At 27.0% G+C, this 17,109-nt stretch carries 17 protein-coding genes; 10 read left to right on the top strand and 7 right to left on the bottom strand.

Going from position 1 to position 17,109, the window contains the following annotated elements; genetic code table 11:
- The first annotated feature begins 67 nt into the window (after nt 1-67).
- Complete coding sequence (gltX, locus tag AMRN_RS00205; RefSeq protein WP_099311445.1) at nt 68-1,468, top strand: glutamate--tRNA ligase; 1,401 nt, start codon at nt 68-70, stop codon at nt 1,466-1,468.
- 24 nt (nt 1,469-1,492) lie between these two features.
- Here gltX and AMRN_RS00200 read toward each other — a convergent pair whose 3' ends face one another.
- The gene (locus tag AMRN_RS00200; protein ID WP_099311446.1) at nt 1,493-1,840 is read right to left on the bottom strand and encodes a winged helix-turn-helix transcriptional regulator; all 348 of its coding nucleotides are present in this window, start codon (nt 1,838-1,840) and stop codon (nt 1,493-1,495) included.
- Nucleotides 1,841-1,949: 109 nt separating this feature from the next.
- On the opposite strand from AMRN_RS00200, the gene AMRN_RS00195 reads away from it, so the two are divergent.
- Nucleotides 1,950-2,927 (top strand): YhdH/YhfP family quinone oxidoreductase, encoded by a 978-nt coding sequence (locus AMRN_RS00195; protein WP_099311447.1) that lies wholly within the window; start codon nt 1,950-1,952, stop codon nt 2,925-2,927.
- Between the two features lie 10 nt (nt 2,928-2,937).
- On the opposite strand, the gene AMRN_RS00190 is transcribed toward AMRN_RS00195, so the two are convergent.
- Nucleotides 2,938-3,306 carry a winged helix-turn-helix transcriptional regulator gene (locus tag AMRN_RS00190; RefSeq protein ID WP_079578088.1) on the bottom strand — a complete coding sequence of 123 codons (369 nt, stop codon included), beginning with the start codon at nt 3,304-3,306 and terminating at the stop codon, nt 2,938-2,940.
- A 154-nt stretch (nt 3,307-3,460) separates the two neighbouring features.
- On the opposite strand from AMRN_RS00190, the gene trxA reads away from it, so the two are divergent.
- From trxA to AMRN_RS00165, 5 genes are all read left to right on the top strand, one after another.
- Nucleotides 3,461-3,778, top strand: coding sequence for a thioredoxin (gene trxA / locus AMRN_RS00185; protein WP_099344892.1), 318 nt, complete (start codon nt 3,461-3,463; stop codon nt 3,776-3,778).
- Nucleotides 3,779-3,901: 123 nt separating this feature from the next.
- Complete coding sequence (locus tag AMRN_RS00180) at nt 3,902-5,134, top strand: glutamate-5-semialdehyde dehydrogenase (RefSeq protein ID WP_099312718.1); 1,233 nt, start codon at nt 3,902-3,904, stop codon at nt 5,132-5,134.
- Between the two features lie 100 nt (nt 5,135-5,234).
- The gene (ccoG, locus tag AMRN_RS00175) at nt 5,235-6,581 is read left to right on the top strand and encodes a cytochrome c oxidase accessory protein CcoG (RefSeq protein WP_099312716.1); all 1,347 of its coding nucleotides are present in this window, start codon (nt 5,235-5,237) and stop codon (nt 6,579-6,581) included.
- Between the two features lie 91 nt (nt 6,582-6,672).
- The gene (locus tag AMRN_RS00170) at nt 6,673-7,935 is read left to right on the top strand and encodes a serine hydroxymethyltransferase (protein ID WP_118897334.1); all 1,263 of its coding nucleotides are present in this window, start codon (nt 6,673-6,675) and stop codon (nt 7,933-7,935) included.
- Nucleotides 7,936-8,005: 70 nt separating this feature from the next.
- Complete coding sequence (locus AMRN_RS00165; protein ID WP_099310640.1) at nt 8,006-8,848, top strand: bifunctional helix-turn-helix domain-containing protein/methylated-DNA--[protein]-cysteine S-methyltransferase; 843 nt, start codon at nt 8,006-8,008, stop codon at nt 8,846-8,848.
- A 40-nt stretch (nt 8,849-8,888) separates the two neighbouring features.
- On the opposite strand, the gene AMRN_RS00160 is transcribed toward AMRN_RS00165, so the two are convergent.
- Genes AMRN_RS00160 through AMRN_RS00140 form a run of 5 tightly spaced genes read right to left on the bottom strand, consistent with a single transcriptional unit; the run spans nt 8,889 to nt 14,349 of the window.
- The gene (locus AMRN_RS00160) at nt 8,889-10,205 is read right to left on the bottom strand and encodes a sensor histidine kinase (protein WP_099310641.1); all 1,317 of its coding nucleotides are present in this window, start codon (nt 10,203-10,205) and stop codon (nt 8,889-8,891) included.
- On the bottom strand, nt 10,198-10,872 hold the full coding sequence (locus tag AMRN_RS00155; RefSeq protein WP_099310642.1) for a response regulator: 675 nt from the start codon (nt 10,870-10,872) through the stop codon (nt 10,198-10,200). Before AMRN_RS00155 ends, AMRN_RS00160 begins: the two co-directional genes overlap by 8 nt.
- Complete coding sequence (locus AMRN_RS00150; RefSeq protein WP_099310643.1) at nt 10,856-12,748, bottom strand: PAS domain-containing sensor histidine kinase; 1,893 nt, start codon at nt 12,746-12,748, stop codon at nt 10,856-10,858. The genes AMRN_RS00155 and AMRN_RS00150 overlap by 17 nt, the downstream gene beginning before the upstream one ends.
- Complete coding sequence (locus AMRN_RS00145; protein ID WP_099310644.1) at nt 12,745-13,668, bottom strand: cytochrome-c peroxidase; 924 nt, start codon at nt 13,666-13,668, stop codon at nt 12,745-12,747. The genes AMRN_RS00150 and AMRN_RS00145 overlap by 4 nt, the downstream gene beginning before the upstream one ends.
- A gap of 51 nt (nt 13,669-13,719) precedes the next feature.
- Complete coding sequence (locus AMRN_RS00140) at nt 13,720-14,349, bottom strand: LysE family translocator (protein ID WP_099310645.1); 630 nt, start codon at nt 14,347-14,349, stop codon at nt 13,720-13,722.
- Between the two features lie 97 nt (nt 14,350-14,446).
- Here AMRN_RS00140 and AMRN_RS00135 point away from each other — a divergent pair, with 97 nt between their 5' ends.
- Genes AMRN_RS00135 through AMRN_RS00125 form a run of 3 tightly spaced genes read left to right on the top strand, consistent with a single transcriptional unit; the run spans nt 14,447 to nt 16,986 of the window.
- Nucleotides 14,447-15,844 (top strand): phosphomannomutase/phosphoglucomutase, encoded by a 1,398-nt coding sequence (locus AMRN_RS00135; protein ID WP_099345320.1) that lies wholly within the window; start codon nt 14,447-14,449, stop codon nt 15,842-15,844.
- Nucleotides 15,819-16,544, top strand: coding sequence for a carbon-nitrogen hydrolase family protein (locus tag AMRN_RS00130; RefSeq protein WP_099310646.1), 726 nt, complete (start codon nt 15,819-15,821; stop codon nt 16,542-16,544). Before AMRN_RS00135 ends, AMRN_RS00130 begins: the two co-directional genes overlap by 26 nt.
- On the top strand, nt 16,537-16,986 hold the full coding sequence (locus tag AMRN_RS00125; protein WP_191282144.1) for a low molecular weight protein-tyrosine-phosphatase: 450 nt from the start codon (nt 16,537-16,539) through the stop codon (nt 16,984-16,986). Before AMRN_RS00130 ends, AMRN_RS00125 begins: the two co-directional genes overlap by 8 nt.
- Nucleotides 16,987-17,109 lie beyond the last annotated feature (123 nt).

The raw sequence follows: 17,109 nt of genomic DNA, 5'->3' as shown, positions 1-17,109 counted from the left end.
TATGTATAGTTGCAATAGTCTCAGCAATTGGATTTTTTAGAAGTTATAAAAATAAGGATGGAAAATAATGGCAATTACAAGATTTGCACCAAGCCCAACAGGATATCTACATATTGGTGGATTAAGAACAGCTTTATATAATTATTTATGGGCAAGAAAAACAAATGGTGAATTTAGATTACGAATAGAAGATACAGATACACAAAGAAATAATGACGAAGCTATGGAAGCAATACTTGAAGCTTTTAAGTGGGTTGGATTAAGTTATGATGGAGAAGTAGAGTATCAATCAAAAAGAATGGATATTTATAAAAAATATATTCAACAGCTTTTAGATGAAGGAAAAGCTTATTATTGTTATATGAGTAAAGATGAGCTTGAAGCTTTAAGAGAAGAGCAAATGGCTAATAAACAAACTCCAAGATATGATGGAAGATACAGAGACTTTACAGGAACACCTCCAAGTGGCATTGAGCCAGTAGTAAGAATCAAAGCTCCACTTGAGGGAAAAATCACTTTTGTTGATGGTGTAAAGTCAATCATGAATATAAACTGCAATGAAGTAGATGATTTTATTATTGCAAGAAGTAATGGTAATCCAACTTATAACTTTGTTGTTGCAATTGATGATGCACTAATGGGTATGACTGATGTAATTAGAGGGGATGACCATTTAACAAATACAGCAAAACAGATTATTATATATGAAGCTTTAGGTTTTGATATTCCAAAATTTTTCCATGTTCCTATGATAAATAATCCTCAAGGGAAAAAACTTTCTAAAAGAGATGGTGCCTTGGATGTAATGGAATATAAAAGACAAGGATATTTACCAGAAGCACTACTAAACTTTTTAGTAAGACTTGGATGGTCAAATAAAGATCAAGAAATATTTTCAATGGAAGAGATGCTTGAGCTTTTTGATCCTTCAAATATAAATAAGTCTGCATCATCATATAATCAAGAGAAACTTTTATGGTTAAATTCACACTACATCAAAAATGTATCAAATGATAGATTAGCAAAAGAGTTAGAATTTTTTGATTGTCACTTACAAGGACATGATAAAAAAGAGATGATATTAGACTTATCAAAAGAGAGAGCCCAAACATTAATAGAATTAAAAAATGCAATAAATATTATAATAAATAGACCAACTCAATATGAAGAAAAAGGTGTAAGAAAATTTATAAAAGAAGATACTTCAAAATTTATGGATGCATACTTAAAAACTTTAGAAGAGAAACAAGAATCATTGCATTTAGCTTGTGATTACGAAGATATTACTAAACCTTTTATAAAAGAGTTTGAACTAAAATTTCCACAATTATTCCAACCAATTAGAATAGCACTTACAGGTGGAACACAAGCTCCTTCTGTTTATGATATCATGGCTATACTTGGATATAATGAAGTAAACTTAAGAATTAGAACAGCACTAGATAAAAACTTTAATAAAGAAGCTTAATAAAGAAAGAATAAAGAGTTTATTTTATATCTCTTTATTCTTTTTATGCTTTTCTCCCCAAAAATACAACTGCTTTAAAATTGGTTTTAAACTCTTTCCATAATCACTTAAAGAGTACTCAACTTTTGGAGGTACTTCTGGATAAACAACTCTATTAATTATTCCATCTAATTCTAATTCTTTTAATTTTTGTGATAACATTTTTTGTGTAATCTTTGGCATTTGTTTTTGCAATTCATTAAATCTTTTTGTATCTCTTCTTAAATACCAAAGTATTAAAATTTTCCATTTTCCATCAATCACATCCAAAGCTGTTTCAACTGGACATTTTTCATTTTCTTTATCTATTATTAGATCAATATCTTTATTCATAAAACCTCATTAGTATCTTTTTTGAAACTATATATCTTTTGTGTAAGCTCTTGTGCTTCTTATTTATTTTAGCTAAACTTTTTTAAACTATTAAGAAAAAGGAAAACTAATGAGAGCATTTGTAGTAGAAAAAATAGAGGATAAAAAGTTTATTAGTTCTATAAAAGATATTGATATTCCCAAAATAGAAAAAGATGAAGTATTAGTAAAAGCATTATACTCTTCTTTAAACTTCAAAGATGCATTAAGTTCTATTGGAAATAAAGGAGTTACAAAAGTTTTTCCTCATATAACAGGTATAGATGTATCAGGTGAAGTTGTAGAATCAAATAATTCAAATTTTAAAAAAGGTGATAAAGTAGTTGCCACTGGATATGATTTAGGTATGAATACAGATGGAGGACATCAAGAATATGTAAAAATACCAGCTTCATGGCTTATTAAAATTCCTAAAGGTCTTGATGAAAAAGAGATAATGACATTTGGTACTGCTGGATTAACAGCAGCACTTAGCATTAATGAACTTCAAGAAAATTCAATAACTAGTGGTAAAGTATTAGTTACAGGTGCAACAGGTGGAGTGGGAAGTATTGCAGTGACGATATTAGCAAAACTTGGATATGAAGTAGTTACTATCACAGGTAAAAAAGATAAAATAGAGTATTTAAAATCTTTAGGAGCTAATGAAGTAATATTAAGAGAAGATTTTGATATTTCAAATAAAAAACCAATGTTAAGTGAAGTTTATGATGCAGTAGTTGATACAGTAGGAGGGGAATATTTAGCCCATGCACTAAAACAAATAAAACATAGTGGAGTTGCAACTTGTTGTGGATTAACTTCATCACATGAGTTAAATACAAATGTATTTCCTTTTATATTAAGAGGAGTAAGACTTATAGGAATTGATTCAGTTGAAATACCCTTAGAGAAAAAAGAAAAAATCTGGGAAAAGATAGCAAAAGAGTATAAAAATTCTAATTTAGAAAAACTTACAAGCCAAATTACTCTAGATGAAATTAAAGATGCATATGAGAAAATATTAACATCAAAAGCTACTGGAAGATATCTAGTAAAAATAGATTAAACTTAAAAGTTTAATCTATTACACAATTTGCATCTTCATCAAATCTTAATCCTATCTCATTATCAACAGCATACTCTTTACCCCAATCATGTAAATCATATAAAATAGGAATCAATTTCTCACCAGCTTTTGTTAACTTATACTCAACCTTAGGAGGTACTTGAGGATAAACAATCCTTTGTACAATTCCTACTTCTTCTAATTCTCTTAATTGTTGTGTTAACATTTTTTGAGAAATATTTGGAATTAATCTTTTTAATTCTCCATTTCTCTTAACATCTTTTTTTAAAGCCCAAAGAACCATACCTTTCCATTTTCCACCAATAATATCAGTTGCTAATTGAAAAAAACAGTTGTATTTTTTGTTGTTAGATTCCATAAAAAGCCTTTATAGTTTTTATAAGTTTACAAAGATTAATTTTAATAGTTACTTAAAGGTTATTATAAAACTAAAAAGTGCATACTTGACAAATAGTATCTAAACAGATAAAATTTCGCCAAATTGACAAATACAAAATAATAAGGAAAAAAATATGGGAAAATATATTGAATTAACACAAGAGAATTTTGAGAGCACAGTAGCAAATGGTGTATCATTAGTAGATTTCTGGGCACCATGGTGTGGACCTTGTAGAATGCTAGCACCAGTAATTGAAGAGTTAGGTGAAGAGTTTGATGGAAAAGCAAACATTTGTAAAGTAAACACTGATGAGCAACAAGACTTAGCAGTTAAATATGGAATCAGATCTATTCCTACAATTATCTTTATGAAAGATGGTGAAATTGTAGATCAAATGGTTGGTGCTTCTTCTAAACAAGCACTTTCTGACAAATTAAATTCATTAGCATAATAAAAAGGGGTAATATATCCCTTTTTAATTATCTTAAATTAATAAAACTACTTATAAAACCTAAAATATAAACAAACTTTTGATAAAATAACAAAGACTTACTGTACACATAGGAAAATTCAAATGCAACAATTTTTAGAACAATCAAAAAAAATCAGTAGAGAAATAGCCACACTTAGTGGAGAAGTTAAAAATAAAGTACTAAATGAAATGGCAGATGCCTTAATAGAACATAGTGACTTTATTGTACATAATAACAGTAAAGATATGCAAGCAGCAGAGCAAGAAAATTTAAGCTTGGATTTAAAAGATAGGCTTTTACTAACAAATGACAGAGTAAAAGCTATGGCAAATGCAATTAGACAAATAGCAAGTCTTAAAGAACCTGTAGGAAGAACTCTTGATGGATGGGTAACAGAAAATGGATTAAATATTCAAAAAGTATCAATTCCTATTGGAGTAATTGGAATAATTTATGAAAGCCGTCCAAATGTAACAAGTGATACAGCTGCCCTTTGTTTTAAAAGTGGGAATGTATGTATTTTAAAAGGTGGAAAAGAAGCACAACATAGTAATAAAGCAATTGCAGATATTTTAAGAAATGTATTAGCAGTAAATAAACTTCCTGAACAAGCTATCTCATTATTACCTAACTCTACAAGACAAGGGGTAGCAGAGTTTATAAAACAAGATAAATACGTTGATTTACTTGTTCCAAGAGGAGGAGAAGCTCTAATTAAATTTATAAGCCAAAATGCAACTATTCCTGTTGTTAAACATGATAAAGGATTATGTCACACATATATTGATAAGTTTGCAGATGGTAAAAAAGCAATTGAAATTGCAATCAATGCAAAATGTCAAAGACCTGGTGTTTGTAACTCAATGGAGACTTTATTAGTTCATAAAGATGTAGCAAACTATGTCTTACCACCACTACATGAAAATTTTATGAGTAAAAATACTCAGCTTAGAGGTTGTGAAGAAACAGTTGAGTATATTGATATTCCACTTGCTACACAAGAGGATTTTGATACAGAGTATTTAGCAAATATCTTGTCTATTAAAGTAGTAAAAGATGTAAGTGATGCTATTAGTCACATCAATAAACATGGTTCTGGACACTCTGAATGTATAATTAGTGAAAATTACTCTGTTGTAAATAAATTTTTAAATGAAGTTGATGCAGCTTGTGTATATGCAAATGCAAGTACAAGATTTACTGATGGAGGTGCTTTTGGACTTGGTGCAGAAGTTGGTATATCTACTAATAAACTTCATTCAAGAGGTCCTATGGGAATAAATGACCTTACTACATTTAAATATAAGATTTATGGAAATGGACAAATTAGATAATATTATCTAATTTGTCACTTTTTTTCACTTTTTACTTTCAAGCTTACTTTTTTGCCACCAAATGTCACTAAAGTGTTATTAAATATTTTAGGAGGCTTTTATGACATATGCAAAAAAGAGATATTTAAACTTCTTTGCCATTACAATTTTTACTTTAGTATTGCCCTTTATTACAATAAATGGTAATCATATGCTACTACTATCTTTTGATAGAATGGAATTTCACTTTTTAGGTTTTGCTTTTGAGATGCAAGAGCTTTACATCATGCCATTTTTACTTATGATTTTATTTATTGGTATTTTTGCAACTACTGCTATTGGTGGTAGAATTTGGTGTGGATGGGCATGTCCTCAAACTATTTTTAGAGTAATTTATAGGGATTTAATAGAGTCTAAGATTTTTAATCTAAGAAGAATTAAAAATAAAGTAAAAGATGTTGATTATTCAAAAACAGAAAATAAAATCAAAAAGATTTTATCTATTAGTCTATTTGGTATCTTATCACTTATAATTGCTACAAACTTTATGTGGTATTTTATTCCACCAGAAGATTTCTTTAGATATATGCAAGAACCAAAAGATCATGTATTTATGGTAATGTTTATTGTAACTGTTGCACTTTTTTTAGTTTATGATATTGTTTTTACAAAAGAGCACTTTTGTACATATGTATGTCCTTATTCTAGAATACAATCTGTTTTATATGATGATAATACAATCCAAGCTATTTATAATACAAATAGAGGAGGGGAGATATATAAAAATGGAGAAAAAACTATCTTTAAAGCTAAGCAACTACAAGAGCATGAAGAGTGTACTGCTTGTGAAGCTTGTGTAAAAATTTGTCCAACAGGAATAGATATTAGAAAAGGTCTACAAGTTGAATGTATAAACTGTCTTGAGTGTGTAGATGCATGTACAAGTGTAATGGGAAAACTTGGTAAGAAGACACTTGTTGATTGGGGAAGTACAAACGAAGTTATAAATGATAAAAAAACGAACTACTTTAGTATTAGAAACATAATGTACTACGTAGCAATTGGGATATGTTTTGTATTATTAGTTATTTCTGCATCTAAAAAAGAGTACTTTTTGCTAAATGTAAACAAAACAACAAAACTTTATAATATAAAAGAAGATGGTCATGTTACAAATAACTATTTATTAACAATTCAAAATAGAGATAAAAAAGCATATACCTTTGACATAAAAATTCTTGATAACAAAAACTTTACACTTAAAAGATTCAAACCATTTAAATTGGGTATAGATAAAAGAGTTAAAAAAGTTCTAATTTTAGAGACTAAAAAAAGATTATTTCTATCTGATAAAAAGGATACTCCAATAGATGTAAAAATAGTTATGTTTGCAAAAGAGAATCCAAAAGAAGTATTTAAAGAACAAACAATATCATTTATTTATCCAAGAAATGATAGCTTTAAGTAATTTAGCAATATCTGGATTGTAGAAAAAAAAATTTTTGGTTATACTTCTTTAAATTTTGGAATTTAATAAAGTTAACAAACAGGAGCAATAAATGAGTTATATAACAAGCGCAAACTTAGAACAAGCAGATGAGAAAGTATATTCAATAATACAAAAAGAGTTAAAAAGACAAACAAATCATTTAGAGATGATAGCAAGTGAGAACTTTACAAGCCCAGCAGTAATGGAAGCAATGGGTTCAGTATTTACTAACAAATATGCAGAAGGATATCCATATAAAAGATATTATGGAGGTTGTGAATTTGCTGATGAAGTAGAACAACTAGCAATAGATAGAGCTTGTGAGATTTTTAATTGTAAATATGCAAATGTACAACCACATTCAGGAAGCCAAGCAAATGGTGCAGTATATGCAGCATTATTAAAAGCTGGTGATAAAATTTTAGGTATGGATTTATCTCATGGTGGACATTTAACTCATGGTTCAAAACCATCATTTTCAGGAAAGAACTACTCTGCTTTTTATTATGGAGTTGAGCTTGATGGAAGAATTAATTATGATAAAGTTTTAGAAATTGCAAAAATTGTTCAACCAAAAATTATTGTTTGTGGTGCAAGTGCATATGCAAGAGAGATTGACTTTAAAAGATTTAGAGAAATAGCAGATGAAGTTGGTGCTTTTCTTTTTGCTGATGTTGCACATATTGCAGGTTTAATTGCAGCCAATGAACATCCATCACCATTTCCACATGCACATGTTGTAACAACAACTACACATAAAACATTAAGAGGACCAAGAGGTGGACTTATATTAACAAATGATGAAGATATTGCAAAGAAGATTAATTCAGCAATATTTCCAGGAATTCAAGGTGGGCCATTAATACATGTAATTGCAGCAAAAGCAGTAGCATTTGGAGAGATTTTACAAGCATCATGGAAAGATTATGCAAAACAAGTAAAAGCAAATGCAAAAGTATTAGCAGATGTATTAGTAAAAAGAGGATATGATTTAGTAAGTGATGGAACAGATAATCACTTAGTATTAGTATCATTTTTAAATAAACCATTTTCAGGAAAAGATGCAGATGCAGCACTTGGGAATGCAGGTATAACAGTAAATAAAAACACAGTTCCAGGTGAAACTAGAAGTCCATTTGTAACAAGTGGTCTTAGAATAGGAAGTCCTGCATTAACAGCAAGAGGAATGAAAGAGAAAGAGTTTGAGTTTATTGCAAATAAAATTTGCGATGTTTTAGACGACATTGAAAACACAAAACTTCAAGATGATATAAACAAAGAACTTGAAGCTCTTGCTTCTAATTTTGTTATTTATTCTCAATCTACTTACTAATAGTTTCTTGTACTTATTTAAGGTTTAAGTGGTATACTTTCCACTTAAACCATTTTTTATAAGATATAAGATGAGCGAAGATAAACTATATTTACAAAATGAAAACTACAATAAAATCGTAAAAGCAATAAAATTTATTGATGAAAACTTTAAAGAACAACCAAGTATTGATACAATTGCTGAATATATTGGTATGAGCAAATATCACTTTATTAGAGTATTTAAAGAGTACGTTGGTGTTACACCTATTCAATTTTTACAATCAATTACATTAAATTATGCAAAAGAACACTTAAAAGAATCAACATCTATTTTAGAAAGTTCATTGGATTTAGGACTATCAAGTCCAAGTAGATTGCATGATTTGTTTGTCAATGTAATTGGAGTTACTCCAAAAGAGTATAAACAGCTAGGTCAAAATGTTCAAATAACATATGGTTATGGATATACACCTTTTGGAAATGCCTTAATTGCACTAACAAAAAGAGGGATATGTTTTTTAGGTTTTTATGATACAAATAAAGAAGATGTATATAAAAGATTTAAACAAATATGGGCAAAAGCTGATTTGATTGAAGATAATAAAAAAGCAACTGAGGTTTTAGATAGTATATTTATAAAAAAAGACAAAAAATTTAGTCTTTATTTAAAAGGAACGAACTTTCAAATAAATGTGTGGAAAGCTTTGATTAATATTCCAGATGGTTCAATTACTACATATCAAGAGGTTGCAAAATATTTAGAGAATCCAAAAGCAGTAAGAGCCGTTGCAAATGCAATAGGATCAAATCCTATTGGATATTTAATACCTTGTCATAGAGTTTTAGGAAAATCTGGTGCTATGACTGGATATAGATGGGGAATTGAAAGAAAAAAAATATTAGTTGCATATGAAGCTTTAAAGAAAAAATAGAACAATACTTATAAATTTTTATAAGCTTATAATATAGCTTTTAAAAGCTTTTTTCAATAGTTATTATAAACTCTAAGCCTTTTTTCAAAGGCTTAGCTTCAATAGTTCCTTTAAAACTATCTTCTATAATAGTCTTAACCAAATAAAGTCCAATACCAAAGCCATCTTCTTTTGTAGTAAAATAAGGTTTAAAAAGTTTAGGTAGCTCTTTTTTAGAAATACCTGCTCCATTATCACTTATTTTAACTATTAAGCTTGAGTGATTTGAGTAGACATCAATATCAATTTTGGGATACTCTTGGTTTGATAAAGCCTCAATACTATTTTTTATCAAGGTTAATATAACTTGAGAGAATTCATTTGAAATACCATAGATTTTTGATACTTCACTTGTATGAAAAGTAAGAGTTAAATCCACTCTTTGTTGCTTTAAACTTGCATTTAAAATAGTCAAAGCCTTATTTATAGACTCTTTTACTAAAAAATCCTCTTTATTCTTTGCTGGTGTATAAAAGTCTTTAAAATCATCAATTGTTTTTGACATAAACTGCAATTGTTCATTTGCTTGCATAAACTTTTTATCAAAATAGTCTTGTTTTAGTTTACCATTTTCAAATCTTGTTTTTATATTCATAAAAATATATGACAAGTTATTTAAAGGTTGTCTCCATTGATGAGCAATATTACCTATCATAGCTCCTGATTTTGCTAATCTGCTTTGATGTAATAACATATTTTCATAGTTTATATTTTGATTTTTTAACTCTTTTTGCTTGTTTGCTAGACTAAAAGTAAATAAAATTGCTTCAATAGCAAATGCAACAAGAACTAAATCAACATAACCACTTCTTACATAAAGAGTTTTAAACTGAATAATATATAAAAATAAGCATACAAAAGACCAACCTACAACATAAATCAATGTAGGTTTTACACCATCTTTTATATTAAAAATTACTGATAAAAATAGTAAAAAATAGACAACAGAATAAGGTAAATACTCAAATAACATATAATGATAAAAAACTGTTGCTAAAACAAAAATCAAAAAAGCAGTAAAAATCATTAGTTCTTTTATGCTTTTAAATATTGGAATAAATTCAACTTTAAAAAAAGCAAATGCAAAGATTATTGCAAAGATTGTTGCAAAACCTAGTGATATCTCTTTAAAAATTGGTGGAATCTCAAAAAATTGACTATATATAACTATGTATGCAAGGGAAAAAATCTGCATTAAGCAATATGCTAAATAAAATAGCTCTTTTAAATAAACATATCTAATTGCAGTAAATAAAATACTCATCAAAAGTATTCCAAAAGTTACTCCATATGCTAAAACTATATTTATATCAAACATCAATTTTGTAGCCAACCCCTGAAAGATTTGAAATGCTATTGCAACAAAAATGGGCTTTTAATCTTCTTACTAAAGTTTTTAAAGCATCTTTACTCATAACATCATCTGCCCAAACATAATTTTCTATTTCTTGATAAGTCACATATCTATTCTGATTTTTTATTAATAGCTCTAAAAGTAGTATCTCTTTTGCTCTTAACTTTACAAGCTCTTTATCTTTTGTCAAAGTTTTATTAAAAGTATCAAAACTAATATTATCGCAAATTTGTATAATATTTGAATTGTTACTTTTTAAAGTATCAATACAATCTTGTAAAGATTGTAAAAGTTCATCATGTTTTATTGGTTTTATTAAGTACTTTACTAAATGAAGTTCAACAGCTTTTAGTAAATACTCTTTTGTACTATATGCACTTGTAATAATAGCTTGTGTTTTTGTATCTTCTTTTCTAATGCGACTAATTAATTCTAAGCCATCAATCTTTGGCATTTGGATATCTGTTATTATTATATCAGGATTATATTTTTTATATAAACTTAGTGCTTCAAGACCATCACTTGCTTCATAAATAGTATCAAAATGGTTTTGTAAAAACTCAATCCCATTTTCTCTTGCTAGTTCATCATCTTCTACATATAAAACTTTTATATTATTTATTTTTATCATCTTTTTTACTTGGTATTGTTATTGTAAATAAAGCACCTGTGTACTCTTTATCTTTATACATATAAGTGCTATTATTAACTTCTATTGTACCATAGAAATGTTTTGAAATTATTTCATAAGTCATATATAAACCAATACCTGTTCCTTGACTTTTATGTTTTGTAGTAAAATATGGTTCAAAAATTTTATCAATAATTTCATCATCAATACCTTTAGCATTATCTTTTATTTTTATTACTACATTTTCATTATCATCATAAACATCTAGAAAGATAAATTTTTCATCATCTTTATCAAGATTTTTAGCAATTGCATCTTGAGAATTATTAAAAAGATTTACTAAAGATTGAATAAGTTCATGCTCTAAACCTTCAATATTTAACTCTTTAATATTTGAAATAAACTCTACTTTATTTTCATTGAATTTATATCCAATCAAATCAAGTACTTTATTAACAGTATTTTTTATATTAAAAAGTGTATTTTCATGGTTTGTCTTAAAAAATGTTTTAAAACTATCTATTGTTTTTGATAAATACAATGTATTATCAACTATTGAATCAATCAGTTCATAAAAAGTTTTATCATCTAAAGAATCAAACTCTTTATTCAATCTCATTCCACTTGCTGCTGTTGATATAGTAGAAAGGGGTTGTCTCCATTGATGAGCAATACTATCAAGCATTTCATGAAGTGCTATCATTTTTGATTGTTGTGATAATAAGTGTTCTTTTTCTTTAAGCTCTTTTTCTATGTTTTTTTCTTTTGTAACATCAAGTTTAATAGCTAAAAACTCAATAATTTTACCTTTTTCATCAAAAATAGGAGAAATAGAGGTTTTTTCATAACTTAACTTACCATCTTTTATTTTATTTACAAACTCACCATACCATCTTTTACCACTATAAATAGTTTTGTTTAAGTCTTTATAAAATTTCTTACTATTAAGTCCTGATTTTAAAATAGAAGCTCTTTTACCAATAACATCTTTATAGGTATATCCAGTATGTCTAATAAAGTTTTCATTTACATATTTTATTTTTTGATGATAATCAGTTGTCATAATAATATTATCACTGTTTTCAACTGCTTGTTTAAATCTATTTAATTGAATTTTTTGATAAGCTATTTTTGTATAATAAAATAAAAACAGTACTAAACTACTTGATAAAAGTATAATAATACTCCATAAAACAGTTTTTATATCTTCTATGAATACATTTGAGTAGTCATTGAAGTTTTTTTCAAACTTATCTAACTTTTTATTTAATCTTAAAATTTCTATCTCTTGCTTTTGTTTTTGGAATTTTTCAAAATATTGCAAAATATTTTTTGCATGAACAAGAAATATTTTTTCAGTATTGTCTTTAGCTTTAAAACTATTTACTTGATTTTGAAGTTTTTTAATATCAATTTCACTATTAAACTCTAAGCCTATAATTCGTGTATAAATTGTATTAAAAACTTTATTATCAAGCTTTTCATAAATTGTTTGTATATATCTATATGAATTATTTAAAACAGCACTAGTAGATTTTAGTTTTTCAATAGTTTTTATCTTTTTCTTAAATAAATCACTAATTTGTAAAAAATCATCATTAAAAGTAAATAATTCTTCATCAAAATAATTACTTTTTTTTATTTGAGATAATATATCTTTTATTTTGAATATATCTTTTTGAATAACATCAAAATTATTGTAAGAAATACTGCTTGACATAAAAATATCAAAATTTTTATTTGTAGAAATCAAATATGAAATATTTTCTTGCATTTTAAAAAAATCTTCTATTTTCTTGTTTGAATGATCAGTTGTATAAACCAATGAAAAAATAAGAGAAATAAATATAAATATAATAATTAAAACTTTTTTCATTTTTTATCCAATATTTCTGGTCTTTTTCCATCTAATGTTTTTAGAAATTTTATTATTTTTTCTATTTCTTGTTTATTTGCTTTCATACCTAATTGGTATTCCATCATTATTGAAACTGCATCATGTAAAGTTTTTGCAGAAGCATCATGAAAATAAGGAGATGTTTTATTTATATTTCTTAATGTTGGAACTTTAAAATAACTTTTATCTTCAATATCTTTAGTAACTTCATACCTTCCTAAGTTTCCTACTTTTGATTTATACTCTTTTAAAATACCCATTTTTTGAAATAAATTACCACCAATATTTATTCCATTATGACATGAAATACAACCATTTTTTTTAAATAATTTATATCCTTCAATTTCATCTTCATTTAAAGCAGACTTATCGCCTTTTAGATATAAATCAAATTTTGAATCAGGAGTTACTAAAGCACTTTCAAACTCAGAAATTGCATCAACTAAATTCTCTTTTGTAAAACCATTTTTATATATTAAGGCAAATTGTTTTTTATAATATTTGTCATTTTGTAATTTTTTTATTATTTCTTCTAACGATGTTCCCATTTCTACTGGGTTATGTATTGGTCCACTAACTTGTTCTTTTAGGTTTTTTGCTCTTCCATCCCAAAATTGTGTAAAATTATATCGTGTATTAAAAACTGTAGGAGAGTTTATCTTACCTTTTTTATTATCAACTCCAATAGAAAAATCTCTATTATCATCTCCACCATTATCAAGATCATGACAAGAAGCACAAGAAATTGTATTATCTTTACTTAATCTTTTATCAAAAAAGAGCTTTTTACCTAAAAGTGCTTTTTGTAAATCATAAGCTATTCCAGATTTTATAGGTAAAATCAATTCCTTACAGTTTAACAATAAAAAAGGCATCATAATTAAAAATAATATTTTCATTTTTTTATTTTACCATAATTATGTTGATAGATAGCTATCACTTAAGTGTCACTATCTTTGAGAAAGTGCTAGTTTTACCCCTAAACTTACTAATACAAATGAGGTTAAGATATTCATATATTTTACTATTTTTGGATTATTTAATAATTTTTCACTTAAAAGATTTCCTGCAATTCCTATCAAAGAGAATAAAATAATAGTTAAACCCATGAAAATTAATCCCAAAATAATCATTTGTAAAGGTACATTTCCATTTTGAACACTTACAAATTGAGGCAAAAATGCTAAGAAAAATATTGATACTTTTGGATTTAAAATGTTCATTAAAAAACCTTTAAAATATAAAGCTTTCAAGTCTTTCTTTGAAGCTTTTGTATCAAGATTTAATGGTTCATTTCTATGTTTATATACTTGATATGCAATATAAAGTAAATATATTACTCCTAGATACTTTACAATATCAAAAGCTATTTGTGAAGTCTTAAAAATCATAGAGATACCAAAAGCTGCTGCACTTGTATGAATAATAAGTCCTGTACAAAGCCCTATTGTTGTAATAATTGCTGCTTTTTTTGATTTTGTCATACCTTGTGTTAATACATAAATATTATCAGGTCCTGGGGCAATACATAATAAAAATGAGGTAATTATAAACATATATAAATTACTTAATTCAATCATATTTTTCTCCTTAAAAGAAAAATTATATCAAAATTAAAGTTAGTACTCTTAAAGCTTCAAACGATATAATAATAAAAAAATTGTAGTAAGGGTCTTTATGATTAAAAAGTCTATTTTTAGAGAGTATGATATTAGAGGAATAGTTGATGAAGAACTAAATGAACAAAGTGTTAAACTAATTGCTTATTATTTAGGTTTAGAAATTATTAAAAAAACAGTTAAAACTCCATATGTTGTGGTTGGTTATGATGCAAGAACACATTCTCCAAGACTATTTGAATACCTTACAAGTGGATTTAATAAAGCTGGCGTTAAAGTTCTTGGCATGGGGATGGTAGCAACTGGAGTTAACTATTTTGCATCTTATCAAACATTTAATGGCATAAAACCAAATGCTTCTGTTATGATTACAGGAAGTCACAATCCAAGCGAATATAATGGCTTTAAAATCTCAGTAAATAATACTCCATTTTTTGCAGAAGACATATATACATTAGGTGATGAAATCATCAAAAATCAAAACATAAAAATAGAAGACAATAAACAGTTTGAAAAAATTAATGCAAAAGCTATGTATATAGATTATATGTTAAAAGAGTTCTCATTTTTAAAAGGTTTTGACATTCCTTTTGCAATTGACTGTGGTAATGGTGTAGCAAATACTGTTTTATGTGAGATTTTAGATAGATTAGAACTAAATTACAAAGGCTTATATTGTGATCCTGATGGAACATTTCCAAATCATCATCCAGACCCAAGTGAAGAAAAAAATCTACACGATTTAAAAGAGCTTTTAAAAGGTGATGCTTTATATGGATTTGCATATGATGGTGATGCAGATAGAATTGCATTTTTAACTAAAAAACATAATGTCAAAGGTGATATTTTAGCACTTCTTTTTGCAAAAACGATGAAAGACCCAATTGTAGTTGGAGAAGTTAAATGCACTCAAGTTATGTATGATATTATAAATAAGACTGGAAAAGCTATTATGTACAAAACAGGACATAGTAATTTAAAAGTAAAACTAAAAGAAGTAAATGCTCATTTAGCAGCTGAAGTTTCAGGGCATATTTTCTTTAATGATAGATATTATGGTTTTGATGATGCAGTTTATGCTACATTTAGAATCTTAGAGTTAATTCATAATGGAATGGATATTGATAAACAAATAGAAAAACTTCCAAAAACATACTCAACAGAAGAGATTAAAATAAAAACAACAGAAGATGAAAAGTTTTTATTAATAGACAAAATAAAAGAGCTTCTTAAAAATCCTCCAAAGAATTTTCCTAAAATAGTTGATATAATCGATGTTGATGGGGTTAGAATAAACTTTAGACATGGATGGGGATTGGTTAGAGCTTCAAATACTACTCCTGTATTAGTTACTAGATTTGAATCAACAAATGAACAAACTGCAAAAGAGTATGAAGAAGAAGTTAATAAACTAATTTTATTGGCAAAAGATGAACTTAGTAACTCTTCAAACTAATTACACAAAAGATTTAGAACAAAATCTTAATTATTTAGAAAACCTAATAAATTCGTGCGAGAATGATTCTTTAATTCTTGCACCTGAACTTGCACTATCTGGTTACTCTTATGATAATATACACAAAGTTGCAGAGTTTTCAAAAAAAGCCATAAAAAGATTAAAAAAGTTATCAAAAAATAAGGCTATAGCTCTTACACTAACCATTTTTAAAGATGGTAACTACTACAATAGATTTTATATGTTTTATCAAAAACAAATTATTCATACCCAAGATAAATATAGACTTTTTAAACTTGGAAATGAACAAAAATACTTTTCTAAACCCAAAAATGATAAAAAAATAAAATTTTTTAAAATAGGGCAACTTAAGGTTGCAACTTTAATATGTTTTGAACTTAGATTTACAAAATATTGGAATAGGTTAAAAGGTGCAGATATAATACTTGTACCTGCTATGTGGGGAAAAGGTAGAAAAGAACACTTTGAGACTTTAGTAAAAGCACTTGCAATTTCAAATCAATGTTTTGTTATAGCGTCAAATAGTGCAGATGACAACTGTTGTAAATCAAGTAGCATAATAAATCCTTTTGGAGAAGTTATACTTGATGATTCAAAAGAGTTACTACAAGTTTTATTTGATAAAAAACAAATAAGAAAAATAAGAAAATTTTTAGATGTAGGAATAGATTATGAGTAAAATTAAATCAATTATTTTTGTATGCTTAGGAAATATTTGTAGGTCTCCTATTGCACAAGGTATTGCCCAAAAATATATAAAAGATAATCAATTAGATATAAAAGTTGATAGTGCAGGAACAGGAAGTTGGCATATAGGAGAGAGTCCTTGCGAACACTCTATTAGTATTGCAAAAGAAAATGGCATTGATATATCAAGACAAATAGCAAGACAAGTAAACTTAGAAGATTTTCAAACTTATGATTTAGTTGTTGGTTTAGATGAGAGAAATATGCAAGATTTGAAAAAATTAGGTTGTAAGGATGCAATTAAATTGGGTAATTTTGGTTTTGAGGGACAAGATGTACCTGACCCTTTCTTCTTTGAGGGTTTTGAGGGCTTTGACAAAGTTTATAGCATGATTGAAAAATGCGTAATAGAACTTATTAAACAAAAGTCTTAAACTTTTGTTTATAAGATTCTATATCTTTGTAGTAAAAAAATCGTTGATAATCCTGCTAAGTGAAAACTAGCTGTTGCCATATATAATAAAGAATATTCCGTAATCATAATCTAACTCCTTTTA

The sequence above is a fragment of the Malaciobacter marinus genome, from assembly GCF_003544855.1.
GTDB lineage: Bacteria > Campylobacterota > Campylobacteria > Campylobacterales > Arcobacteraceae > Malaciobacter > Malaciobacter marinus.
The sequence above is the reverse complement of the archived record's forward strand: the minus strand, read 5'-3'. Positions and strand labels throughout refer to the sequence as shown.